Source organism: Polaribacter sp. OB-PA-B3, assembly GCF_054589375.1.
The window spans coordinates 93,527-118,796 of sequence record NZ_BAAIIX010000005.1 but is presented as its reverse complement, the minus strand read 5'-3'; the positions used below and the strand labels follow the sequence as shown (position 1 = coordinate 118,796).

Here is a 25,270-nt window from a genome sequence, read left to right as displayed (position 1 = left end):
ATTTATTTTAATTGATTGGAGTTTAATAGAAAAACGGCATTGGCTACAAATAGCTTTCCGTTTTCCCAAAAAGATCGAAATAAAGGATTATCAACCATATAAACAATACTTCCTCTTCCCATGGTTTGCTCTCCAAAAAGCAAAGATTCTGGTACATTTTTTACAGCTTTACTACCAGCATAACCAGATACGTTGTTAGAATCTTTATCAAAATAACCAACATTGTAACCTTTCTTTAAATAACTATAAGAAGTTCCGCTTAATTTTAAAGAATAATATTCTTTATCATAACCAAAAGCTAACGGATGTGAATTGTCTAAAGTACTTTTAAAAATACTTCCTGTAATTAAGTTGGCTACACTTTTACGTTCTCTTTCTTCGTAAGGAATTAAGTTATTATTCGTTACTTCTTCAGCATTTTTTTTAGTTTTTAAAGAGAAACCTTCTTTATTTGCAAAGCTATTTAAGGCATTTCCTATTGCTACTAATGTACCGCCAGATCTTACCCATTTTTTTAAATTAGATAAAGTAGAATCATTTAAAATACTATTGTAATAACCACTTGGTAAGATTATTACATCGTATTTGCTTAAATCTGTATAACCAAAATTATTAGAGTTAATGTTAGTAATTGGGTATTCTAATTGGGTTTCAAAAAAGTGCCAAACTTCACCAAAACTTAAAGATGAAGTTGCTTTACCAGAAACCACGGCTATTTTCTGTTTATTAATTGGTTTAATTGCTGATGAACCAAAATCTACACCAGATTGAGAAAAACCAGTTGCAACAGAAGTTAATTGACGTTGATGTTTGTCTGCAATTGTTACAATTATAGAATCAAAATCTATGTTTCTGTTATCATTTCTAAGTATTACTAAAGTTCCTTTATCGTAAGATATATTATTTGCTGAAAAAGATTTTTCAGCAAATCTAGGTACAATGTTATTCTTTAATAAATCTGCTAAAAAAGATGCGTCTTCAAGACTATTCCATTTAGAAACATAAGCGTAAGCACTTTTGTCTTCAAGATTTACAATTGTATTTTTAGTATTATTAGTTAAAGAGCTTACTTTATTTTTAGATGCAATTGCATTAAAACCATGTGCATACGGTAAAGACCAAGCAGTAATATCATAAGTTAAAGAATCTACCAATTTAGCATTTGGCTCAAATAAAGCTTTTACCATTTTACCTTTTGGTTGATCTGTATGAATAACCAAATCTTTACTACTAACGTCTAACTTAGCGTCTTTTAGAGTCGCATAACTAAATCCTTTTACAGAGCCATTTTTAGCATTTTCATATTTTATTTCATGGGTATCTAATAACTCTTTTAAACCATTCATTTTATCTTCATTTTCATTTTGAAGAACATAACTTTTATAGTTTAAGTTAGCATTATTGAAGAATTTTCTAAATTCTGAATTTAGCCTTTTAGCATTTTTTGAAGAAATTTCTACAGTAGATAAACCTGTAGTTAAATGATGTGTAGCTCTATCCTTTAGTGTTAAAACTTCACCTTCATCTGTATTTATACCTAAACCTGCACGCCCATGTCCAGCTTGTTCATAGGTCATACCAATTGCACCCATATATGTTGGGTATGTATCACCATAACTCGGGTATAATAAATCGAAGCTTTCTTTTGTAAAATACAACCAACCTTCTTTATCAAAATATTTTGCGTGATTTTTACCAATTTGTGTTTGAAATTCTCTTTGCCAATCAGTAATAATTTCATGAAAAGGTTCTGCAGCCGGAGCGAAGTAATACGGATTGTTGATACCTTGTTCATGAAAATCTACATGAATATGAGGCATCCATTTATTATAAACCTTAATTCTTTGTTTAGATTCTACTTGTGTTGCCCAAGCCCAATCTCTATTTAAATCAAATAAATAATGATTTGGTCTTCCACCTGGCCATGGTTCTGAATGTTCTGTAGCATTTTGATCTACATTATAAGGAGTGCTTTTAACTTGATTATACCAATTGACATAACGATCTCTACCATCTGGATTTATACAAGGATCTAGAATAACAACTGTATTTTCTAACCAGGCTTTTTTAGAAGTAACCAATTCATATAAGGTTAACATTGCAGCCTCTGTACTAGAAGCTTCATTACCATGTACATTGTAACTTAACCATACAATTGCAACGTCGTTTTTAGAATTACCAGAAATTACCCCCGTTTGACTTAGATTATTTTTTCTGATGGTCTCTAAATTGTTAATGTTTTCTACTGATGAAATGTAACTAACATATAAAGGTCTGTGTTCGTTTGTTTCGCCATATTTTTCTAATTTTACATTTGATAAAGTATTGCTAACATAATTAAAATAGTCTATAACTTTATGGTGTCTTGTAAAACGAGCGCCAATTTCGTAACCTAAAAATTCTTTTGGAGATTTAATTTTTTGAGAAAATAGTGTTCCAGATAATAAAATAAGAACAACTACAATAGATTTGATTTTCATGTAAGTGTTTGATTAGAAAACCAAATGTAATAATATATTTTTAAAATTGTTAATTTGCATAAAATAGAACTTGTTAAAAGTTTGTTAGATTGATTTGTAGTGATTTACAAAGCTTAAAATAGTTGTATTTTTATAAAAAATTTAGAAGTTAAAATGAGCAGTAAGATAGATATAGAATGTTGTTGTATTAAAAACTTTGCAGCCTAATGAAAGTTACTCAAATTCCGTTTAAAAAAACAGGTTTTTTCTCTAATACAATGATAGATTATTTAGAGCAAAAAGATTCTTTAAAACCTTTTTACAATAATTTTCCAGACATTACAGGGTTTTATAATCAAATAGAAGAAAAAGAAACATCTTTTAGTTTGCAAACACGTTTGGTTTTAGCAGAAGCATTAAAAAATCAATATCTAAATTTTGATGTTTCGTCGAAAACGGAAGAAAACATACATCTTTTAAAACTTAAAAATACTTTTACAATTACAACTGGTCATCAATTAAATTTATTTACAGGACCGTTGTATTTCTTATATAAAATTATTTCTGCAATTAATTTAGCAGAAGAATTGTCAGAAAAATTTCCTGAGAAAAATTTTGTGCCAGTTTATTGGATGGCAACAGAAGATCACGATTTTGATGAAATAAACTATTTTAACTTTAAAGGTAAAAAAGTTGTTTGGAACAGAGAAGATGGTGGTGCAGTAGGAAGATTTTCTACAAAGGGTTTAGAAAATGTTTTAAATGTTTTTGCAAATGAATTAGGTGGTTCTAAAAATGCAACATATTTAAAAAATCTTTTTTCTGAAGGTTATTTAAAGCACAATAATTTAGCAGAAGCAACTCGATATATAGCAAACGAATTGTTTAAAGAGTATGGTTTGATAATTGTTGATGGAGATGATAAAGAATTAAAAGAACTCTTTATTCCTTTTGTTTATGAAGAATTAGAAAATGGTATTTCATATAAAGAAGTTTCGAAAACAATAGAAAAATTAGAAGAAAATTATAAAATACAAGTTAACCCTAGAGAGATTAATTTATTTTATTTAGGTGATAATTTTAGAGAACGTATCGTTTTTGAAGATGGAATTTATAAGGTAAACAACACAGAAATTACATTTACTAAATCAGAAATTCTAAAAGAAGTAGAACAAAACCCGAGTGCATTTTCACCAAATGTAATTATGAGACCTTTATATCAAGAAGTTATTTTACCAAATATTTGTTATTTGGGTGGTGGAGGTGAAATGGCATATTGGTTCGAATTGAAAAAATATTTTAAGAAGGTAAATGTTCCTTTTCCTATTTTATTATTAAGAAATTCTGTACAAGTTATTTCAGAAAAACAACAGCGTAAATTAGATAAATTAGATATTTCTATTGAAGAACTTTTTTTAGATCAGCATGAATTATTATCCAAAAAAGTAATTCAAAATGCAGATTTAGAAGTAAATTTTAATGAAAAAATAAATTATTTAGAGCAACAATTTAAAGAGTTAAAAGTTGTAGCAGAAAAAACGGATGTTACTTTTATTAATGCTGTAAAAGCACAAGAAAAGAAACAAATTAAAGGTTTAGAAAATTTGCAAAAAAGGTTGATAAGAGCAGAAAAAAGAAGACAAAAAGATTTAGTAGATCGAATAACTTTTCTTCAAAATGAAATTTTACCAAATCAAAGTTTAGAAGAAAGACAGCGAAATTTTTCTGAATATTATTTAGAATATGGCAAAGAATTTATAATAGCATTAAAAAAATCTTTAAAACCTTTAGACTTACAATTTACAGTTTTAGAACTTTAATTTAGTATGAAATTTATAGTTCTAAAAGTAAGGCATAAAACTATTAGTTGTTTTAAAAATATCGATATTTATGAGTAAAGAAAAAGGTTTACATCCTAGAAATAAATTTAATACAGGTTATAATTTTGATGTACTTGTTCAAAATAATCCTAATTTAAAGGAGTTTGTAGCAACTAATAATTATGGGAATTTAAGTATTGATTTTTCAAATCCGAAGGCTGTAAAAGAACTTAATAAAGCACTTTTGTTTTCTTATAAAGATTTGTCTGTTTGGGATTTTCCAGATGAAAACTTATGTCCGCCAATTCCTGGTCGTTTAGATTACATTCATCATTTATCTGATTTGCTTTCATCCGAAGAAAATATTAAAATATTAGATATCGGAACGGGAGCAACTTGTATTTATCCTATTTTAGGTGTAGCAGAATATAATTGGACATTTATTGGCTCTGATATTGATTTAGATTCTTTAGACTATGCACAAGATATTATTTACGATAATAAGTTAGAAGAGAAGATAACTTTACGTCAGCAATTTAACGAGCAAAATATTTTAAAAGGAATTATTGAAGATGAGGATTATTTTACAGCAACAATGTGCAATCCTCCTTTTTATAAATCTGCAGAAGAAGCACAAGGTGCAAACCGAAGAAAAACTAAGAATTTAGGAAATAATGCAGTTAGAAATTTTTCTGGTAATAATAACGAACTTTGGTATGTTGGCGGAGAAAAAGCTTTTTTACACAATTATTTATATGAAAGTTCTTTATTTAAAACCAAAAGTAAATGGTTTACAAGCTTAGTTTCTAAAAAAGAAAATATTGATAGTTTAGAGAAGTCTTCTAAAAAATTGGGTGCGGTTGAGTTTAAGGTAATACCAATGAATCAAGGTAATAAGGTAACTAGAATTGCTTGTTGGCGGTTTTAATTAAAGCTTGTTTAATTGTAAACTAAATCTTTAATATTATATTTTTTACATAAATAGTGTAATATTGTATACACCAACATATGTACAAATACCAAGCATAAAAAAGCGTATAACGGAACTCCGAAAAGTTGATAAGGCCAATAATAGGTCCAAACTCCTAACTGAATCGTAATTACTTCACCGAAAGCAGGAAGTATTAAAGCTAAAATTAGCGCTAAAACAATTTTATTTTTTTGGCTTTTGTTTTTAAGTAACGGAATTAATTTCAATTCTAATTTGTACAAAAAATAGAAAGCATACATCCAAGCAAAAGGTAACCAAAGCGGCAATTCTCTGCTAACTTCATGATATTCCCAATAACCATTTGCAACGCCCCAAGTTTCACCAACAATACCACCAAAACAAGTTAAAAGCATTCCTATAAGTAGCAACCAATTTTTATGGTTAGGCTTAATAATTTCTTTATAAACATTGTGCGTAAGTTTTGCTATTAAAATTAAGGCAATTATTAAGTCGTATTCTTTTAAATAACCAATAAAAACACCTGCAATTATTAGTTTTAAAATACCTTTAATAACTTCAATAAAAAACTTTTTTTTGTCTGTAATCATGTGCATAATAAAATGTAAATGTACAGTATTTGTTAAGTTGTTTAAACTTATTTCATAAAAAAACCGAAGCTATTAACTTCGGTTCGAATATATTTTGTGATACTATTTTATAAATTAGGAATTACTAATTCTTGACCAGGATGAATTACATCTGGACTCTTTAAGATATTAGTATTTGCTTCAAAAATAGCAGTATATTTAGATGATTTACCATAATATTGCTTTGCGATTTTACCAAGAGTCTCTCCACTTTTTACAGTATGGCTTGCAAAGATAGAAGTATCTTCTACAGAAATATCTGCCATAATATCTGTAGGGTTTTCACCACCAACTTTCTTTATTTCATCCCAAAGTAAATTTTTTTCATATTGGTTTTTTGCAGTACCTACAACATGTAATACGCCGTTTTCTTCTTTTACATCTCCATTTTTAATTGCTAATTCTTCTCCTAGATTTAATACACTTTGATATTTTGCTCTCATTTTAATTTTTTGATTTTTAATTATAGCCTAAATGTACAAAAAAACCAAAGCTAAAAGCTTTGGTTTTTCGATTAAACTACAAATTTTATAGTTAAATGATAATAATGTATAAGTGATTAACTTTATAAATGTATTACTTCGTCATAAGCATCTGCAACAGCTTCCATAACAGCTTCACTCATTGTTGGGTGAGGGTGAATTGCTTTTAAAACTTCATGACCAGTAGTCTCTAATTTTCTACCAAGTACAGCTTCTGCAATCATATCAGTAACACCAGCACCAATCATGTGGCAACCTAACCATTCACCATATTTTGCATCAAAAATTACTTTTACAAAACCATCTGGTGTACCAGCAGCTTTCGCTTTTCCTGACGCTGAAAATGGAAATTTACCAACTTTAAGCTCGTAACCAGCTTCTTTAGCTTTTGCTTCTGTCATACCAACAGATGCAATTTCTGGAGTTGCGTACGTACAACCAGGTACGTTACCGTAATCGATAGCTTCTGTATGTAAACCTGCTAATTTCTCAACACAAGTAATTCCTTCTGCAGAAGCAACGTGCGCCAAAGCTTGTCCAGGAACAACATCTCCAATTGCATAATAACCAGGTATGTTAGTTTGGTAAAAATCATTTACTAAGATTTTATCTCTATCAACAATAATACCTACATCTTCTAAACCAATGTTTTCGATGTTAGATTTAATTCCAACCGCAGATAATAAAATATCTGCTTTTAAAGTTTCTTCTCCTTTTTTAGTTTTTACAGTTGCAACAACACCATCACCAGAAGTATCAACAGACTCTACAGAAGAATTTGTCATTACTTTAATTCCAGATTTTTTAACAGAACGTTCAAATTGTTTAGAAATGTCGATATCTTCTACAGGAACTAAGTTTGGTTGAAACTCTACAATAGTAACTTCTGTTCCCATTGAGTTGTAAAAATGAGCAAACTCAACACCAATTGCACCAGAACCTACAACAATCATAGATTTTGGTTGCGTTGGCAACGTCATTGCTTGTCTATAACCAATTACTTTTTTACCATCTTGAGGTAAGTTTGGTAATTCTCTAGAACGTGCACCAGTTGCAATAATAATATTGTCTGCACTATATTCTGTTACAGTACCATCTTCTGCAGTTACATCAACTTTTTTACCAGTTTTAATTTTACCGAAACCATTAATAATATCAATTTTGTTTTTCTTCATTAAAAAAGCAACACCTTTGCTCATTCCGTCTGCAACACCACGACTTCTTTTAATTACAGCGTCAAAATCTTTATCAATTGCTTCTGCTTTTAAACCATATTCATCAACATGCTTTAAGTAATCATAAACTTGAGCAGACTTTAATAAGGCTTTTGTTGGGATACATCCCCAATTTAAACAAATTCCACCTAAGCTTTCTTTTTCTACAATGGCAACTTTAAAGCCTAATTGAGAAGCTCTAATTCCCGTAACATATCCTCCAGGTCCACTTCCAATAATTATGATGTCGTATTTCATTTTTTTAATATTTACTAGTTGTTTGTTTTATTTTGGGCGTTTTAACAGGCTTTCCGTTATATCTTTTTTATCGTACCTCAAAAAAAGGATGCCACTTCAATCCTTAACGCGTGCTAATTTACTAACTTTTTTACATTCTTTCAGGAACCTGAATTCCTAATAAAGAAAATGCCGATTTTATAGTTTCTGCTACTTTTTTAGATAATTGAACTCTAAATGTTTTTTTATCTAAATCTTGCTCTCCTAAAATGTGTACATTTTGATAAAAAGAATTAAACTCCTTCACCAAATCATATGTATAATTAGCAATAATTGCTGGCGAATAATTAGCAGCAGCTTGCTGTATAGTTTCTGGATATAATTCTAATTGTTTTAATAATTCTTTTTCCTTTTCATGTAAATCTACAGTTACAGGTTTCGAATAATCAAAATTTGCTTTTCTAATTATAGACTGAATTCTGGCATATGTATATTGAATAAAAGGACCAGTATTTCCTTGAAAATCTACAGAAGACTTCGGGTCGAATAAAATTCTCTTTTTAGGATCTACTTTTAATATGAAATATTTTAAAGCGCCTAAACCAATCGTTTTATACAACTCTTCTTTTTCTTCATCAGAATACCCTTCTAACTTGCCTAGTTCTTCAGAAATAGCTCTCGCAGTATCTGTCATTTCTATCATTAATTCATCAGCATCTACAACAGTTCCTTCTCTAGATTTCATTTTACCAGAGGGTAAATCTACCATTCCGTAACTTAAATGATGTAATTGTTTTGCCCAATCGAAACCTAGTTTCTTTAAGATTAAGAATAAAACCTGAAAATGGTAATCTTGCTCGTTACCAACTGTATAAACCATACCGCCAACATCTTCATAGTCTTTAACACGTTGTATGGCTGTACCAATATCTTGTGTCATGTAAACCGCTGTTCCGTCAGAACGTAAAACAATTTTTTCGTCTAAACCATCATCAGTTAAATCACACCAAACAGAACCATCTTCTTTTCTAAAGAAAACACCTTTTTCTAAGCCTTGTGCAACTACATCTTTCCCTAATAAATAAGTGTTACTTTCATAATAAAGATTATCAAAGTTAACTCCCATGTTTTTATAAGTAACATCAAAACCAGCGTAAACCCAAGCATTCATGGTTTCCCATAAAGCAACAACATCTTTATCCCCAGCTTCCCATTTTAAAAGCATTTGTTGTGCTTCTAAAAATAACGGAGCTTCTTTTTTGGCCTCATCTTCAGTTTTGCCAGCAGCCATTAAATCTGCAATCTCTTTTTTATATTCTTGATCGAATTTTACATAATAATTACCAACTAATTTATCCCCTTTTAAACCTGTAGATTCAGGAGTTTCTCCGTTTCCGAATTTTTCCCAAGCCAGCATCGATTTACAGATATGAATTCCTCTATCGTTAATTATCTGCGTTTTATAAACTTTCTTACCAGAAGCTTTTATAATTTCTGCAACAGAATATCCTAATAAATTATTACGAACATGGCCTAAGTGAAGAGGTTTGTTTGTATTTGGAGAAGAATATTCTACCATAATAGCTTTCTCATTAGCCTTTGGCGATTCTAAACCATAAGAAGTGTTTTCTAATATTGCATTAAAAAAGTTTGTGTAAAAAGAATCGTCTATAACTAAATTTAAAAATCCTTTTACAACATTAAAATTGGTTATTTCAGTAACGTTTTCTACTAGATATCTACCTAAATCTTCTCCTATTTGTACCGGATTTCCTTTTTTGTAACGTAGCAACGGAAAAACAACTACTGTAATGTCTCCTTCAAATTCTTTTCTTGTTGCTTGAAATTCTACAGACGGAATTTCGATATTATATAATGCTAAGAAACCTTCTTTAACTTTAGTTTCTATGGTGTTTTGAATATTCATTTATTAATAAAATTGAAATACAAAATTAAGGATTTTTATTTGTTTTTCTGAGTGATTTTTCCCGAAGAATAATTGTAATTTTGTAACATGGAAAAAATGCTGAAACAACTCCCAAAATTAGCCAAAGAAGCAAAAAAAGAAAACGAAAAATATTTTGCGAGATTAAAGAAACGAACGCCAAAAAGATTAGATTATTTAATGCAAGAATTGCACGATAAAGAGTTTGAAAAGACAGACTGTTTAACTTGTGGTAATTGTTGCAAAACTACCAGCCCAATTTTTACGGATGTTGACATAGAACGAATTGCCAAATATCTAAAAATGAAGGTGGCAGCATTTACATCACAGTATTTAGAAAGAGATGAAGATGATTTTATGGTTTTAAAATCTGCGCCTTGTACTTTTTTTGATGAAAGTGATAATACATGTTTTATTTATAGTGTAAGGCCTAAGGCATGCGCAGAATATCCACATACAAATCGTAAAAAGTTTATCGGTATAACAGATTTAACCATTGCCAACACAGCAATTTGTCCTGCAACTTATAATATTGTAGAAAACTTAAAAAAACGTTTGCCTTTAGAAGGTAATAAGAAAATTAAAAGATCTTAAACTCTTTAAACATCAAAACTTGCATAATTTATTTTGACTATTTTAGTAGAAAATAAATTTATGCAAACTATTTTTACTTATTTTGAAACAATACCATCTTCTCATAGAAGTTTAATTCTAGTTTCTGGTATTACTTTTTTTTGGCTTTTAGAAGGTGCATTGCCATTATTTAATTTCAATTACAAAAAATGGAAACATGCGATACCAAACTTGTTTTTTACTTTTACAACAATAATTATAAATTTTTCGTTGGCATTTTTATTGCTTAAAACTGCAGATTGGGTAACTGTAAATAATTTCGGACTTATTAATTGGTTGCCAGAAATGCCACTTTGGTTATATGTTACTTTAGGAATATTATTTTTAGATTTTTTTGGCGCTTATTTAGCTCATTTTGTAGAACACAAAGTTGCTGTTTTATGGATGGTCCATTTAGTGCATCATACAGATCATAGTGTAGATACTACAACAGCCAATAGACATCATCCAATAGAAAGTGTTATTCGTTTTATTTTTACTTTATTGGGTGTTTTTGTTATTGGTACGCCAATAGCTATTGTGTTTATGTATCAATCAATGTCTTTAGTTTTTACTCAATTTACACACGCAAATATTAAAATGTCGTCAAAATTAGATACTTTTTTAAGTTATTTTATAGTTTCTCCTGATATGCATAAAGTGCATCATCATTATAAATTGCCTTATACAGATTCTAATTACGGAAACATCTTTTCTATTTGGGACAGAATTTTTGGTACTTATATGAAATTTGATAGAGATAAAATTGTGTATGGTGTAGATACTTTTCCGGATGCAATAAAAAACTCTTCGTTAAAAGAATTGTTAAAACAGCCTTTTCAAGGTTATAGAAAACCAACTGGGGTTGAATAAGTAAATTAGATTAGTAGTAGTTTAATTATTTGTAAATTAAATACTTATATCTAATAACTTTAAAATTCTCCAAATCTGCTTCCCAAGTTTTTCTAATTTCCTCAACAGATAAACCTAGTTCTAATTGTTGTTGTAGTTTTTTTGTGCCTGCATGAATTGTAAAAGTATTACCAAAGAATTTTTCTGTTTTTGGTGTTTTTTTATATGCATCTATTAAAAAAGATAAATCTATTTTATTTAAAAACGGTATTTCTTCTAAATTGACTCCGTTACAAAGTTTATCTTTATATTTTGGATATTTGGCTCCAAAATTAGCTACTGGTACATAGCTAAAATCACTTTTAGGAAAAAAAGGAGCACCATATCTTTGAAACTGAAACTCTGTTCCACGTCCGGCATTTATGGTTGTTCCTTCAAAAAAGCCTAAACTAGGGTATAAGTTTATACTTTTGTCATTAGGTAAATTAGGAGAAGGCCTAATAGCTATAGAATACTTAGAATTATGTATGTAATTTTTATTCGGAATAACTTTTAAATCGCATTGTATTCCGTTAATTAACCATTTTTCTCCATTAATCATTTGTCCGTATTCGCCAATTGTCATTCCATAAACAACAGGTACAGGATGTTTACCAACAAAACTGCTATGTTCCATTTCTAAAACAGGGCCATCTATGTAATGTCCGTTAGGATTTGGTCTATCTAAAATTATAACAGGTATTTGAGCTTCAGCACAAGCCTCCATAACATAATGCAATGTAGAAATGTAAGTGTAAAAACGCACACCAACATCTTGAATATCGAAAACAACAACATCTATATTTTCTAATTGTTTTGCAGAAGGTTTTTTACTTTTACCGTATAAAGACACAATTGGCAAACCTGTTTTGGTGTCTAAACCATCTTTAATTACTTCTGCAGCATCTGCTTTTCCTCTAAAACCGTGTTCTGGTGCAAATACTTTTTTTACATTTATATCTTTATAATTGTGTAGAAAATCTACTAAATGTTGTGTTACTTTTTTAGAACCCATAACATTTGGAGCAATTTCGGCTCTTTGCAATACGTTTAAAACAGAAGTTTGATTTGCCACAATGGCCACGTTTTTTCCTTTTAAAAGATTTAAATATAATTCGGTTCTTTCTGCACCTGTTTTAATTTCAGAAATAGTTTTGATCTCACTATTCTGAATAACTTTAGTTTTCTGAGCACAAGAAATCAGGTTAAAATTCAGTAAAAGAACTAAGAATAAATATGTACTTTTGAAAGGTTTAAAATCTGTCATCAATTTGAATTACGAGTTATATATAGCCAAACGTATTATTACAGGGAAAAAGTATAAAAATAGCATTTCATCCCCAATAATAAAAATTGCAATTGCAGCAATTGCGTTAGGAATCATTATTATGTTAATTGCAGTGGCAACAGCTGCAGGTTTACAAACAAAAATTCGCGATAAAATGGCTGGTTTTAAAGGTCATGTGCAGATTGTAAATTATGACAATAATAATTCTGACGTTTCAACAACGCCAATAGATATTGAACAAGAATTTTACCCGAAATTTAAAAATATCGAAGGTATAAAAAACGTACAAGTTTTTGCAAGTAAAGGCGGTCTTTTAAGAACAGATACAGCTTTTGAAGGTGTTGTTTTTAAAGGAGTATCTTCTGATTATGATTGGTCTATATTTAACGAATATTTAGTAGAAGGTAAACTGCCAGATTTTACGTTGCCAAGAACAAAAGGCGTTTTATTATCCCAAACAATAGTAAATAGACTTCAATTAAAATTAAATGATACTATTTCTGCATCATTTTTAAAAACGCTGCAAAACAAACTACCATCTAATAGAAAATACCATATTGTAGGTATTTACAATTCTGGTTTTATGCAGTTTGATCAAAATATGATGATTGGAGATATTAGAGAGGTTCAGAAATTAAATAAATGGACAGAAAACCAAGTTGGTGGTTTCGAAGTCGTTTTAAATAGTTTTGATAATATTGAAGAAAAAGGTGAAGAAATTTATAGCGAAGTAAGTTTAACACTTAATGCAAAAACTATAATAGATTCGTATCCAGCTGTATTCGATTGGATTAAACTATTCGACAATAATGTGTGGTTTATTATTGCAATAATGATATTAATTGCAGGTATAAATATGATTACAGCTTTACTTGTATTAATATTAGAGCGCGTGCAAATGATTGGTATTTTAAAAGCTTTAGGAAGTAGTAATTCTAGTATAAGAAAGATTTTTTTATACAATGCATCTTATTTAATTTTAAAAGGTCTTTTTTGGGGGAATTTAATTGGTTTATCAATTATTGGTATGCAGCATTTTTTTAAACTAATTACATTAAATCCAGAAACTTACTATGTTTCTATTATGCCAGTTCATATAAGTGTTGGTGCAGTTTTAGCATTAAATATTGGCACATTAATTTTATGTTTTTTAATGTTGATCATTCCTTCATACATCATCACAAAAATAAATCCTTCGAAATCTATAAAGTTCGCTTAAAAATTAGGTTAAGGTTTCTTAAAACATACTTTTAGGCATAAAAATATTTTATCTTTGCATTAGAAATTTAAGAAATGAAATACGCAAAGAATATATTAGAAACTATTGGTAACACACCACTAGTTCAATTAAACAGTGTTACAAAAGAAATAGACGCCTTAGTTTTAGCAAAAGTAGAAACCTTTAATCCTGGTAACTCTGTTAAAGATAGAATGGCTTTAAAGATGATTGAGGATGCGGAAGCAGATGGACGTTTAAAACCAGGCGGAACAATAATAGAAGGTACTTCTGGTAACACAGGTATGGGATTAGCTTTAGCAGCAATTATAAAAGGTTACAAATGTATTTTTGTGATTTCTGATAAACAATCTAAAGAAAAAATGGATATTTTACGTGCAGTTGGTGCAGAAGTTATAGTATGTCCAACCAATGTAGAACCAGAAGACCCAAGATCTTATTATTCAGTTTCTAAAAGATTAGGAACAGAGACACCAAATTCTTGGTATGTAAATCAGTACGATAATCCTAGTAATGCAACAGCACATTACGAGCAAACTGGACCAGAAATTTGGGAACAAACTGATGGAAAGATAACTCATTTTGTAGTTGGTGTTGGTACCGGAGGAACTATTTCTGGTACAGCTAAATATTTAAAAGAGAAAAACCCGAATATTAAAATTTGGGGTATAGATACTTATGGTTCTGTATTTAAAAAATATCATGAAACTGGTATTTTTGATGAGAATGAAATTTATCCTTATATAACAGAAGGTATTGGTGAAGATATTTTGCCTAAAAATGTAGACTTTTCATTAATTGATGGTTTTACAAAAGTAACCGATAAAGACGCTGCTGTTTACACTAGAAAAATAGCAAAAGAAGAAGGTATTTTTGTCGGAAACTCTGCAGGATCTGCAATTAAAGGGATGTTACAATTAAAAGAGCATTTTACAAAAGATGATGTTGTAGTTGTTTTATTTCACGATCATGGTAGTAGATATGTAGGTAAAATGTTTAATGATGATTGGATGCGAGAAAGAGGTTTCTTAGAAGATGAAATTAAAACTGCTGCAGATTTAATTAAAAATCATTCGGATAAACCATTGGTTACTGCACAAACAGAAGAGTTAGTTTCTCATGCAATTGAAAGAATGCGAGGTTTTAAAATTTCTCAAATTCCTGTTAAAGATGTAAATGGTTTTGTAGGGTCTATAGATGAATCTGTTTTATTACATAATTTTATTTCAGATAAAGATATTGCAGATAAACCTATTAAAGATATTATGGGTAAATCTTATCCTATTGTTCAAAAATCTGCAAAATTAGAGGAGATTTCTAAATTGATAAATAAAGAGAATCAAGCAGTATTAGTAGCGTTAGAAAATGGGAATCATCATATCATTACAAAGTATGATATTATAAGTGCTATCTAAAATAGTATCAACATTTATTAAAAAGAGCTTTCTAATTAGAAAGCTTTTTTTTTTTTGATAATATTTAAAAAATTAGGTTTTTAAACAGTTTTATTGAGTTATTTATGTTTAAAGTTAAATTTTACTGATTATAAATTAATGGAAGTAGTTTTTTGTAGAAAAATTAACATATGTTTTTTTGAAGAATTATCTATCTTTAAACACTAACTAACTTAATTCAATAAAAATGAAAAATTTAAAATTCTTATTTATTCTTGCAGCAATAGTTGCTTGCAAAGAAAATAAAAAAGAGGAAACTAAAACTGATGATATGTTGTCTAAAGCTACAGAAATCCATAAAAAAGTAATGACTTTAGATACACATGTTGATATAAATGTAGCCAACTTTACAGATTCTATAAATTATACTCAAAAATTAAAAAACCAAGTAAACTTGCCAAATATGGAAGAAGGAGGTTTAGATGTTGCATTTTTTATTGTGTATACAGGTCAAGGAGATTTAACAGAAGAAGGTTATGATAAAGCATATAAAAATGCAATGAGTAAGTTCAACGCAATTCATAAATTAACCAAAGAAATTGCTCCAGAAAGAATTGGTTTAGCTGTAAATTCTAAAGAAGCTAGAGAAATTTATGCATCAGGAAAAAAGGTAGCTATGATTGGTGTAGAAAATGCTTATCCTTTGGGTACAGATGTTTCTAGGGTAAAAGAATTTTACGATTTGGGTGCAAGATACATGAGTCTTTCTCATAATGGTCATAGTCAATTATGTGATTCTAATACCGGAGAAAAAGACAATGTTTGGTTGCACAATGGTGTAAGCGATTTAGGAAAAGAAGTAATTAAAGAAATGAACAAATGGGGAATTATGATTGATGTTTCTCATCCTTCAAAAAAATCAATGAAAGATATGATTGCTTTATCTAAAGCACCAATTATTGCTTCTCACTCTTCTGCAAGAGCATTATGTAATCATAGCAGAAATTTAGATGATGAACAATTACAATGGATGAAAGAGAATGGAGGAGTTGTGCAAACAGTTGCTTTTAGTTCTTATGTAAATACAGAAAAAGATAAAATTTATAAAGAAGAATTAAATAAAGTAATAAAAGAATTAGCGGTAGCAAAAGGAGAAGAAATGATGACTTGGGCAGAGGCAAGAAAATTAAGTTCAGAAAAAAGAGATGCTTTTATTGCTACTTACAGAAAATTATCTGCAGAAGCAAAAGAGAAAATGAAGTCTTCTGATGTTACACCAGTAAATGTTTCAGATTTTGTAGATCATATAGATTACTTAATAAGTAAAATAGGAATTGATCACGTAGGTATTAGTTCAGATTTTGACGGTGGAGGAGGAGTTAATGGTTGGAATGATGCTTCTGAAACTTTAAATGTAACTTTAGAGTTGGTAAAAAGAGGCTATACAGAAGCACAAATAGCGCAATTATGGAACGGAAATTTACTAAGAGTTTTAGATGAGGTTGAAAAAGTAGCAAAAGAAATACAAGCTAAACAAACCATATAATTTATTTATTATGTAAACTAAAAAACCATCTCAATAAAGAGATGGTTTTTTTTAACTAACTAATTCAAATAATTTACACAATGAAAACAGTTTACTACGTTGCTTTCATTTATTTAATTGCAACTACTGTGCCAAACTTTAAATAAGTATTTAAAAATGTTAATAAAATGTCATTTTTGTATTTTTGGTAATGAAAAAACGATTCTTTTTAAAGAATCGTTTTAGTTTTTTTGTTATTATTATGAAATAAATAATTATTTGATTAAAGTTCTACTAAATTAATTAGCGTGTTTATGTGCTTTATAAGAAGATCTTACCAATGCACCACTTTCTACAAACATAAAGCCCATTTCTAAACCTAAAGTTTCGTATTTTTTAAACTGTTCTGGCGTAATAAATTCTTTAACAGGTAAATGTTTTTTTGTAGGTTGTAAATACTGTCCAATTGTAATGATGTCGCAATTTACTTCACGCAGATCTTTCATTGTTTGTATTACTTCCTCTTCGGTTTCACCTAAACCAAGCATTAAACCTGTTTTAGTTCTCATTCCGTTTTCTTTTAAATACTTTAAAACACCTAAGCTTCGATCATATTTTGCCTGAATTCTAACTTCTCTAGTTAATCTTCTAACGGTTTCCATGTTATGAGACACAACTTCTGGTGCAACATCTATAATTCGATCTATTTGTTTCGTGTTTCCTTGAAAATCTGGAATTAAAGTTTCTAAAGTTGTCTTAGGGTTTGCTCTTCTAATTGCATCTACAGTTTCTGCCCAAATAATCGAACCTCCATCTTTTAAATCATCTCTATCTACAGATGTTATTACAGCGTGTTTGATACTCATTATTTTTATAGAACGAGCAACTTTTTCTGGTTCATCCCATTCTACAGTTTCTGGTCTTCCGGTTTTTACACCACAAAAGCCACAAGAACGTGTGCAAATATTACCTAAAATCATAAAAGTTGCAGTTCCTTCTCCCCAACATTCTCCCATGTTTGGACAACTACCACTTGTGCAAATTGTATTTAATTTATATTTATCAACTAAACCTCTTAGTTCTGTATATTTTTTACCAACAGGTAATTTTACACGAAGCCATTTTGGTTTTTTTGGTCTTTCTGGTACTATTACAGATTCTATTGCCATTTCTATTGAATTTGAATTGCAAATTTACGAAGAAAAGATTTAAATACTCGTTAAAAACCAAATACTAAAACCTATTAAAAAAGCAAAACCGATAAAACTTAAAATCTTTAAAACCAAACCGGGTCTGTGTTCTTTTGGAGTATGATTACTAGTTATTAATTTATAGTTTAAAATAGCGTAAAAAGGAGCTGTTAAAAACGAAAGTATGGTAGCAATTTTAACTAGTAATCCCATATTATCCATAAAAAAATGTAAAATCAAAAAAGTACCTATAAATAAGAAGATTATCCAAAACCAATAACCAAGTTTAAACTTTTTATTAAATAGAAGTTTAGATGTTCTATCCATGGCTCTAGGTGATGCATCTAATGTTGTTATGGTTGTGCTAAACATAGTTGTAAAAGCAGCTATAGCAATAAAAATGTAAGAAAACTCTCCGAGGTTTTTTGTGTATAATTCAATTAATTGAGTTGCGAATACACCTCCTTTGTTAGAAAATGTTGTTCCGGATTTATACATAACCAAAGCACCTAAAAGTACGAAACAAATTCCTAAAAATAGCGCACTGATATAGCCAACATTAAAATCGAAAACAGCATCTTTTTTCTTAGTTTTCATAAAAGAAGTTTCATCTTTTTCTACAGACCAAATCGAATGCCAAATAGATACGTCTAAAGGTGCTGGCATCCAACCTAAAAAAGCAATTAAAAATGTAAGTTCTACTGCGCCAGAAGGTATAATTTGTGTTACATCAAAAGCTTCTTTTGTGTTGTAAATAGCTACACATACTGCAATAATGGTACTAAAAGTAAGAATTACAATAATGTATTTCATAACATTATCTAGCAACTTATACTTACCAATAAGTAAGAAAATTATACTTATTAGCATTAAAAAAGTAGACCATAAAACTAAATTATCTGAAATTCCGAATAATTGAGAAGCCAAACCAGCGGTAACAATTGTAACAGCTGCTTGTATGGTAAACATAGTTGTAAAGTTGATAATGTAATATGCAACTAAAATACCTTTACCTAATTTTTTGTAACCTTCTAAAAGTGTTTCACCTGTTGCTGCTGCATATCTTGGTCCGAATTGAAAAAACGGATATTTAAAAATATGTACTAAAAATAGTGCCCAAATTAAACCAAAACCAAATTCTGCACCTGCTCTAGTAGATTGTACTAAATGAGAAACACCAATGGCAGCTCCTGCAAATAGTAAACCGGGTCCTAAAGATTGTAAAAATGATCTTTTCACACTTAAGATTTCTTAATAATTTCTGCCAAAAGTTTTTTTGCACGCAAAAGTTTAACTTTTACATTATTCATTGGTTCGTTAATTTGTATAGAGATTTCTTTATAACTTAATTCCTGAAAATAACGTAATTGTATAACTTCTTGATATTTAGGTTTTAATTGCTTGATGTCTCGTAAAAGATTTGCTAAATTTTGTTCTCTAATAATTTTGTCTTCTGGGGTTGGGTTTTCATCAGCAACTAAATATACCTTATCTTCTTGTTCTTTAGAGGTTTCTGTAATTATAGAGCTGTTTTTTTTACGAAGTAGATCTATGTGTATATTTTTAGAAATAGTAATTAACCAAGTCTTAAAAATATACTTTTCATCAAAAGATTTTATTTTATCAAAAGCTTTAGAAAACGTTTGTATTGCAATATCTTCTGCATCATTTTCACTCTTTGTCCTTTTTAATAAAAAATTAAAAACATCAGACCAATATAGATTTAGTAAAAAACTAAAAGCAGATTGATCTCCGTTTTTAGCTTTTAAAATATTTGCTTCTAATTTTTTAATATCTATTTCCAATGATTTGGTTTTGATAACAAGTTAGCTATAAAAATACTAAATTGAAAGAATAATAAACCAATTTCTAAAAAAGGAAGGAAATAAATTATTTGCGGCTCGTTTAATTTTTTTGCTGATAGACCAATTACTAAGAATTGAACAAAGTAATAAGAAAGTAAAATAGATAAAATAAGAATCCAGTTAGGAAATAAAATAAGTAGAATTACTCCACTCGCAAATAAAGATACTTTGGATATAAAAAAAAGGCTTAATAAAAATTGATGTTTTTTCTTATAATAATTTGCTGTAGAAATATGCCTTCTTTTTTGCTGAAACCATTTTTTAAAACTAGTTGGTGCTAAAGATTCTGTAAAACTATTTTTAGTAATACAGATTTTGGTGTTTTCTTTATTTGCCGCATCTTGAATAAATAAATCGTCATCACCAGAATTAATATGCATGTGTTTTATGAATCCTTTTACTTTAAAAAATTCTGCTTTAGTATAAGCTAAATTTCTACCAACCGCCATGTATGGTGTTTTTAGTTTAGCATAACTTAGGTATTGTATAGCAGTTAATAGAGTTTCGAAGCGAACAAATAAATTTACAAGAGATTTTTCTTTCTTATACTTGCCATATCCTATAACAATAGTTTTTGTATCGTTAAAATTCTTAGACATTTCTGTAATCCAGTTTTTAGAAACCGGTTTACAATCTGCATCAATAAATAATAAATGCTCGTAATTTGCCGCTTTAATACCAAGTGTTAAAGCATATTTTTTATTTCCCCAAAAAGCTTCAATATTTTCGACTTCTATACATTTAATTCTCTCATCTTTTTTTTGAAATTCTTCCATTATTTCAGAAGTAGTATCAGAAGATGCATCATTAATAAGTACAACCTCAAAATTAGAATATGTTTGTTCTAAAATTGATGGTAAAAATTTTTGAAGGTTTTTTGCTTCGTTTTTAGCACAAATTATAACAGAAACAGGTATTTCTTTAATAGTATTTGTTTGTTCTCTATCTTTAAAAAGAAAAGAAGTAAAAAATAAATAATATACAATTTGAAGTACTGCAAAAACTACAAAACTGTAGAATAGTACAGATATAATCATTTAAAGAATTAGATTAGTTATGTTGAGGTTCTGCACAATCTGCATATTGTTCAGGCGTTTTTCCGCAAAAGCCACAAGATTCACCAGATTTATTTAACATTGGGTTTTGGCTAGCACATGTACCTGCGAATTTACCATCTTTTTTTGCCCAAATTTTAATTGCAATTCCTGCAACACCAAGTCCTAATAAAGCTAAAGTAATAAGTAATAATTTCATAAATAATATTTCTAATGCAAAGATACAAAATCTTACTATTTCCTTTAGCTTATTAACATTTTTTGTATGTTTACTTTTTCAGAAACTAATTTGGAAGAACAAGACTTTATAAAGTTACTTATTAAAGGCAATCAAACTGCATTTAGTCAACTTATTGACCAATTTCAGCAGAAGGTTTTTGGCACTTGTATTTCTTTTGTACCCAATAAAGAAGATGCAGAAGATATTGTACAAGAAGTTTTTTTAGAAGTTTTTAAATCGATTTCTAAATTTAAAGGAGATTCTAAATTATCTACTTGGATTTATAAAATTGCCACAAATAAATGTTTGGAATTTATCAGAAAAAAGAACGCTAAAAAACGTTTTGCTTTTTTACAAACTATTTTAGGAAATGAAATTCCTGTAGATAAAACCAGCTATTTTACAGAAATTAATCATCCAGGAATTATTTTAGAGAATAAAGAAAAATCTGATATTATTTTTAGAGCGATAAATACTTTGTCAGAAAGCCAAAGAGTTGTTTTTACGTTGGCAAAAATAGATGGTAAAAGCTATCAAGAAATTGTCGAAATTACGGGTAAAACGTTATCGTCTGTAGAATCTACAATGTTTAGAGCAAAGAAAGCATTACAAGAAAAATTAGAAAATTTTTATAAAGCAGAAAATTAGTGCAAGTTTTTTTTAAGACTTGCATCTAAATACATATGTAAGTTCGTAAAATTTAAGTGAATTGGAAAATAAAGAACACATAAAAAATAAGGTTAAAGACACATTTAATGTTTTAGAAAGCATTAATAAGGTAGAAGTAAACCCTTTTTTGAAGCATAAAATATTACAAAAGTTAAATAATGTTGAGGAAAAGAAAAAAGAAATTAATTGGTTTACTCCAAAATTACAATTGGCGGCTCTTGTAATTGTATTGCTTATGAATGCAATTGCAATTTATTATGTTTTTAGTAGTACTGAAGTAACAATAACATCCGATATTAATAGCTTTGCACAAGAATATTCTTTACAAGAAACATCTAATTCACTATTAAATTAAAAGAAATGAAAACAAAATTATTACCAATTCTTTTAGGTCTTTTATTAATTATGAATGGAGTTTTAATCTATCTATTGATTAAAAAACCGCATGAAAACAGAAGACCAAATCCAAACAGATCTTTTTTAACGGAACAATTACAGTTTTCTGATAATCAGAAAGAACAATTTATAAGTTTAGATAAAATCCATAGAAGTTTTATGCAAGAAATAGATAAAGAAATAAGGCAAGAAAAAGAGGTGCTATTTAGTTCTTATTCTGATAAAAATATAAATCCAGAAAATAATATTGCAAAAATAGGGACTTTAGAAGCTAAAAAGGAAGCAGAAATACATCGTTTTTTCTCTGCTGTTAGAAAATTATGCAAAGAAAATCAAGTTGATATGTTCGATGAAATTATTAAACAAGCATTAAAAGGAGGAGAAAGAAGACAGCCAAATGATAGGAGAATGCCTCCACCAAGAGATCGAAAAGTTCATCCGCCAAGATAATTTTAATATTTAAAACTCATTAGCAAAAAACCTTATTTCTTGTTAGAAATAAGGTTTTTTGTTAAAGTAAAGTTAAAGAAAATTTTATGAAACAAGTTTTTTTTAAAGCTTGCATCTAAACTCTTATAGACTAAAAACAATTTTAAAAATTAAATTATTTATGAAACGTTACAAAATTATTTTAGGAGCATTAATAGCTGTATCAAGTATAATTATTTCTTGCAAATCTTCAGAAGAAACTTCTAAAGGAATAAGACGAGGAGAAAGAAAAAGTATCTCTGCAATCTTTTCAGAAATGGATGTAAATAATGATGGGAAATTATCTAAAAACGAAACAAAAGGACCCTTAGCGAAAGATTTCTCTAAAATAGACACTAATAATGATGGTTTCATTTCTAAAGAAGAATTAGAAAATGCACCAAAACCAGAAAGAAATAGAAGACCAAGAAACTAAAAATAGATGTATCAACTAAAATTAAACCCAATGAAAAATTTAAAAAACATATTATTTTCAACATTCATAATACTAATTGTATTTTCATGTTCTAAAGATGAAGTTACTAATGAAGTAGTAGATGATGAAGAAACTATTGAAGTAGGAATAACAGAATTAAGTAGTGCTTTTGAAGCCTTTAATTCAGATGCAGTTACGGTAACTTTATCAGATGATGGAACAGAAATAGATATCGAAACAACAGGTTTTCCAAACCATAAATCTATTTATTGGGAAACAACAAATGCGCTTTATGAAGATGAGCCAAATGTTAAAAAAACTACTCAAGATACTTATATAGGTGGAGGAAGAGGAGAAGCATCAAGCTTTACTGTAGATGCAACACCAAATTTAACAGGTAATACAGTTGCAACAGAATTAGGTACTATTGGTATTGCAGTAAGTGGATCTGCTATTTTTAATGATCAAGAAGGGTCAGGTGATTTAGATGGTGCAGCAGCGAGTTTAGATTGGGCAGGAGCTCATAAAGGTCCAGGAGTATATCACTATCATTTAGAACCTAGGCCATTTTCTAACGATGACGATAAGTTAGTAGGTATTTTGCTAGATGGTGTTTTTATCTATGGAAGAAAGTGTAGTACAACAGGAACATACCCTACAGATTTAGACGCTTCTGGAGGTCATACAACAACAACAATATATGATACTACTCCTATTTATCATTATCATATTATTAATGAAGTGTATCCTGCTGCTAATTATGCTTATGAACCAGCATATGTTCTTTTTGCAGGACCATTTCAAGGATACTAAAATTTAGAAAGTATGAAATCAATTTTTTTCTTAATAATTATTTCCTTTACTTTTTTTGGTTGTAAAAAAAATATATCAAACAAAACTGCAGATATATCAATTACAAAAGAACAGTCTATTGTTATAGATACTGTTGAAGTGTTAAAAAAAGAATTGATACTTAATGGAAATAAAGGAAAATGGTATTACAAAGGAAAACCATTTAACGGTTATTCTTTAAAATTTTATCCTAACGGAGTTTTAGAAGAAAAATGGGGGTTTTACAACGGCAAAAGAGAAGGTATTGCAAAACGTTGGACTAGAAACGAAAAACTTCAAGTTGAATCATTTTACAAGCATAATCGTTTAGTTGGTACTTATAAAACTTGGTGGGAAAATGGTGTGTTGTCAAGCGAATCTTTTTACGAAAACGGGTTAAAACAAGGTGTTGAAAAAGAATGGTTTTCTAATGGACAACTGTCTAAATTAAGAAATTTTTTAGATGGAAAAGAAAATGGTTTTCAAAAAGCTTGGTTAGAAAATGGGAAATTATATGTTAATTATGAAGCTAAAAATGGACGTATTTTTGGTATGAGAAGAGCAAATTCATGTTATAAATTAGAAGATGAAATTATTATCAGAAAGAAAAAATTATAGAATTTTATTGCTGTTTTTACTTGTTATTACAACAAGTTGTAAGAAACAGATAAAAAAAGAGAATAGTAAAGTTGTTGAGACTAGCAGGGTCGAGTATTTGCCTTTTTATAAAGACGAATCCTTTACACCTCTATGGTTAAAACCTGGTAGCAAAGAGGAAAAGGAGTTTCATAAAATTCCAGATTTTAAGTTAATTAATCAATTAGGAGACACAGTAACTCAAAAAACATTTGAAGGTAAAATTTACGTAACCGATTTCTTTTTTGCTACGTGTCCTGGGATTTGCCCAAAAATGACAGAGAACATGCTCTATGTTCAAGATGCATTTAAGAACGATTCAGAGGTCTTAATTTTATCTCATTCTGTAACTCCAAGTATAGATAATGTTGAAGTTCTTAAAAATTATGCTGTAAATAATGGCATAATAGATAATAAATGGCATTTAGTTACTGGCGACAAGCAAGAAATTTACAATTTAGGTAGAAACCATTATTTTGTAGAAAATGATTTAGGAGAGGAAAAAAGTATCGACGACTTTTTGCACACAGAAAACTTTTTACTGATCGATAAAAACAAACATATTAGAGGAATTTACAACGGTTTAAGAAAAAGTTCGGTAAGACAATTAATTACAGATATTGAAGCTCTTAAAAAGGAATAAAATAAAATGATAAATAGAATTTTAACAATAATATTTCTTGGTGTTTTATGCTTTAGTTCTAATAGTACAGATGGAAACGTTAACCATGCTCATAAAAAAGAATTACAAAATGTACCAAGACCCAATAGAAGATAGTAAATTAAGTTTGATTTAAATTAAGTAAAAGTCTCGTTAAATAT

26 protein-coding genes are annotated in these 25,270 nt (G+C 29.0%); 15 read left to right on the top strand and 11 right to left on the bottom strand.

Features of this window, described 5'->3' with window-relative positions:
* Positions 1–2: 2 nt before the first annotated feature.
* Positions 3–2,480, bottom strand: a complete 2,478-nt coding sequence (locus ACYPV9_RS10640; RefSeq protein ID WP_459743581.1) for a M14 family metallopeptidase — start codon at positions 2,478–2,480, stop codon at positions 3–5.
* 206 nt (positions 2,481–2,686) lie between these two features.
* On the opposite strand from ACYPV9_RS10640, the gene bshC reads away from it, so the two are divergent.
* Complete coding sequence (gene bshC / locus ACYPV9_RS10635; protein WP_459743579.1) at positions 2,687–4,279, top strand: bacillithiol biosynthesis cysteine-adding enzyme BshC; 1,593 nt, start codon at positions 2,687–2,689, stop codon at positions 4,277–4,279.
* 70 nt (positions 4,280–4,349) lie between these two features.
* A complete protein-coding gene (gene rlmF, locus ACYPV9_RS10630; protein ID WP_459743577.1) occupies positions 4,350–5,207 on the top strand; it encodes a 23S rRNA (adenine(1618)-N(6))-methyltransferase RlmF in 858 nt (285 codons plus the stop codon).
* Between the two features lie 11 nt (positions 5,208–5,218).
* On the opposite strand, the gene ACYPV9_RS10625 is transcribed toward rlmF, so the two are convergent.
* From ACYPV9_RS10625 to argS, 4 genes are all read right to left on the bottom strand, one after another.
* On the bottom strand, positions 5,219–5,818 hold the full coding sequence (locus ACYPV9_RS10625) for a hypothetical protein (RefSeq protein WP_459743575.1): 600 nt from the start codon (positions 5,816–5,818) through the stop codon (positions 5,219–5,221).
* 107 nt (positions 5,819–5,925) lie between these two features.
* Positions 5,926–6,300 (bottom strand): LysM peptidoglycan-binding domain-containing protein, encoded by a 375-nt coding sequence (locus tag ACYPV9_RS10620; RefSeq protein ID WP_299061440.1) that lies wholly within the window; start codon positions 6,298–6,300, stop codon positions 5,926–5,928.
* Positions 6,301–6,422: 122 nt separating this feature from the next.
* Positions 6,423–7,811 (bottom strand): dihydrolipoyl dehydrogenase, encoded by a 1,389-nt coding sequence (gene lpdA, locus ACYPV9_RS10615; RefSeq protein ID WP_459743573.1) that lies wholly within the window; start codon positions 7,809–7,811, stop codon positions 6,423–6,425.
* Between the two features lie 130 nt (positions 7,812–7,941).
* Complete coding sequence (gene argS / locus ACYPV9_RS10610) at positions 7,942–9,717, bottom strand: arginine--tRNA ligase (RefSeq protein WP_459743571.1); 1,776 nt, start codon at positions 9,715–9,717, stop codon at positions 7,942–7,944.
* Positions 9,718–9,804: 87 nt separating this feature from the next.
* Between argS and ACYPV9_RS10605 the strand changes: the two genes are divergently transcribed.
* On the top strand, positions 9,805–10,329 hold the full coding sequence (locus tag ACYPV9_RS10605) for a YkgJ family cysteine cluster protein (RefSeq protein ID WP_079738533.1): 525 nt from the start codon (positions 9,805–9,807) through the stop codon (positions 10,327–10,329).
* Between the two features lie 60 nt (positions 10,330–10,389).
* The gene (locus ACYPV9_RS10600; RefSeq protein WP_299061428.1) at positions 10,390–11,220 is read left to right on the top strand and encodes a sterol desaturase family protein; all 831 of its coding nucleotides are present in this window, start codon (positions 10,390–10,392) and stop codon (positions 11,218–11,220) included.
* Between the two features lie 25 nt (positions 11,221–11,245).
* Here ACYPV9_RS10600 and ACYPV9_RS10595 read toward each other — a convergent pair whose 3' ends face one another.
* Positions 11,246–12,505: an exo-beta-N-acetylmuramidase NamZ family protein gene (locus ACYPV9_RS10595; protein WP_459743568.1), complete on the bottom strand. Its 1,260-nt coding sequence runs from the start codon at positions 12,503–12,505 to the stop codon at positions 11,246–11,248.
* 4 nt (positions 12,506–12,509) lie between these two features.
* Between ACYPV9_RS10595 and ACYPV9_RS10590 the strand changes: the two genes are divergently transcribed.
* The 3 genes from ACYPV9_RS10590 to ACYPV9_RS10580 all read left to right on the top strand — a co-directional run bounded on the left by ACYPV9_RS10590 (position 12,510) and on the right by ACYPV9_RS10580 (position 16,703).
* Positions 12,510–13,745, top strand: coding sequence for an ABC transporter permease (locus ACYPV9_RS10590; protein WP_299061798.1), 1,236 nt, complete (start codon positions 12,510–12,512; stop codon positions 13,743–13,745).
* Positions 13,746–13,819: 74 nt separating this feature from the next.
* On the top strand, positions 13,820–15,178 hold the full coding sequence (locus ACYPV9_RS10585) for a pyridoxal-phosphate dependent enzyme (protein ID WP_459743566.1): 1,359 nt from the start codon (positions 13,820–13,822) through the stop codon (positions 15,176–15,178).
* A gap of 226 nt (positions 15,179–15,404) precedes the next feature.
* Positions 15,405–16,703: a dipeptidase gene (locus ACYPV9_RS10580; RefSeq protein WP_459743564.1), complete on the top strand. Its 1,299-nt coding sequence runs from the start codon at positions 15,405–15,407 to the stop codon at positions 16,701–16,703.
* Positions 16,704–16,981: 278 nt separating this feature from the next.
* On the opposite strand, the gene lipA is transcribed toward ACYPV9_RS10580, so the two are convergent.
* Genes lipA through ACYPV9_RS10555 form a run of 5 tightly spaced genes read right to left on the bottom strand, consistent with a single transcriptional unit; the run spans position 16,982 to position 20,991 of the window.
* The gene (lipA, locus tag ACYPV9_RS10575; RefSeq protein WP_299061418.1) at positions 16,982–17,851 is read right to left on the bottom strand and encodes a lipoyl synthase; all 870 of its coding nucleotides are present in this window, start codon (positions 17,849–17,851) and stop codon (positions 16,982–16,984) included.
* Positions 17,852–17,890: 39 nt separating this feature from the next.
* Entirely contained in the window at positions 17,891–19,111 is a 1,221-nt protein-coding gene (locus ACYPV9_RS10570; RefSeq protein ID WP_459743561.1) for an NRAMP family divalent metal transporter, read from the bottom strand.
* Positions 19,112–19,113: 2 nt separating this feature from the next.
* Positions 19,114–19,677: an RNA polymerase sigma factor gene (locus ACYPV9_RS10565; RefSeq protein ID WP_299061413.1), complete on the bottom strand. Its 564-nt coding sequence runs from the start codon at positions 19,675–19,677 to the stop codon at positions 19,114–19,116.
* Positions 19,668–20,774 (bottom strand): glycosyltransferase, encoded by a 1,107-nt coding sequence (locus ACYPV9_RS10560; protein WP_459743559.1) that lies wholly within the window; start codon positions 20,772–20,774, stop codon positions 19,668–19,670. The genes ACYPV9_RS10565 and ACYPV9_RS10560 overlap by 10 nt, the downstream gene beginning before the upstream one ends.
* 13 nt (positions 20,775–20,787) lie before the next feature.
* A complete protein-coding gene (locus tag ACYPV9_RS10555; RefSeq protein ID WP_077808957.1) occupies positions 20,788–20,991 on the bottom strand; it encodes a membrane or secreted protein in 204 nt (67 codons plus the stop codon).
* Positions 20,992–21,057: 66 nt separating this feature from the next.
* On the opposite strand from ACYPV9_RS10555, the gene ACYPV9_RS10550 reads away from it, so the two are divergent.
* The 8 genes from ACYPV9_RS10550 (at position 21,058) to ACYPV9_RS10515 (ending at position 25,226) form a co-directional block, all read left to right on the top strand.
* The gene (locus ACYPV9_RS10550) at positions 21,058–21,660 is read left to right on the top strand and encodes an RNA polymerase sigma factor (protein ID WP_299061407.1); all 603 of its coding nucleotides are present in this window, start codon (positions 21,058–21,060) and stop codon (positions 21,658–21,660) included.
* Positions 21,661–21,721: 61 nt separating this feature from the next.
* Positions 21,722–22,036, top strand: coding sequence for a hypothetical protein (locus ACYPV9_RS10545; RefSeq protein ID WP_459743556.1), 315 nt, complete (start codon positions 21,722–21,724; stop codon positions 22,034–22,036).
* 5 nt (positions 22,037–22,041) lie between these two features.
* Positions 22,042–22,527: a hypothetical protein gene (locus ACYPV9_RS10540; RefSeq protein WP_459743554.1), complete on the top strand. Its 486-nt coding sequence runs from the start codon at positions 22,042–22,044 to the stop codon at positions 22,525–22,527.
* Between the two features lie 160 nt (positions 22,528–22,687).
* Positions 22,688–22,981 carry an EF-hand domain-containing protein gene (locus ACYPV9_RS10535; RefSeq protein WP_299061399.1) on the top strand — a complete coding sequence of 98 codons (294 nt, stop codon included), beginning with the start codon at positions 22,688–22,690 and terminating at the stop codon, positions 22,979–22,981.
* A gap of 30 nt (positions 22,982–23,011) precedes the next feature.
* Positions 23,012–23,794 (top strand): YHYH protein, encoded by a 783-nt coding sequence (locus tag ACYPV9_RS10530; RefSeq protein ID WP_299061397.1) that lies wholly within the window; start codon positions 23,012–23,014, stop codon positions 23,792–23,794.
* 12 nt (positions 23,795–23,806) lie between these two features.
* On the top strand, positions 23,807–24,430 hold the full coding sequence (locus ACYPV9_RS10525; RefSeq protein ID WP_459743551.1) for a toxin-antitoxin system YwqK family antitoxin: 624 nt from the start codon (positions 23,807–23,809) through the stop codon (positions 24,428–24,430).
* Positions 24,399–25,091, top strand: a complete 693-nt coding sequence (locus ACYPV9_RS10520) for an SCO family protein (protein ID WP_459743549.1) — start codon at positions 24,399–24,401, stop codon at positions 25,089–25,091. The genes ACYPV9_RS10525 and ACYPV9_RS10520 overlap by 32 nt, the downstream gene beginning before the upstream one ends.
* A gap of 6 nt (positions 25,092–25,097) precedes the next feature.
* On the top strand, positions 25,098–25,226 hold the full coding sequence (locus ACYPV9_RS10515; protein ID WP_459743547.1) for a hypothetical protein: 129 nt from the start codon (positions 25,098–25,100) through the stop codon (positions 25,224–25,226).
* Positions 25,227–25,270: the final 44 nt, after the last annotated feature.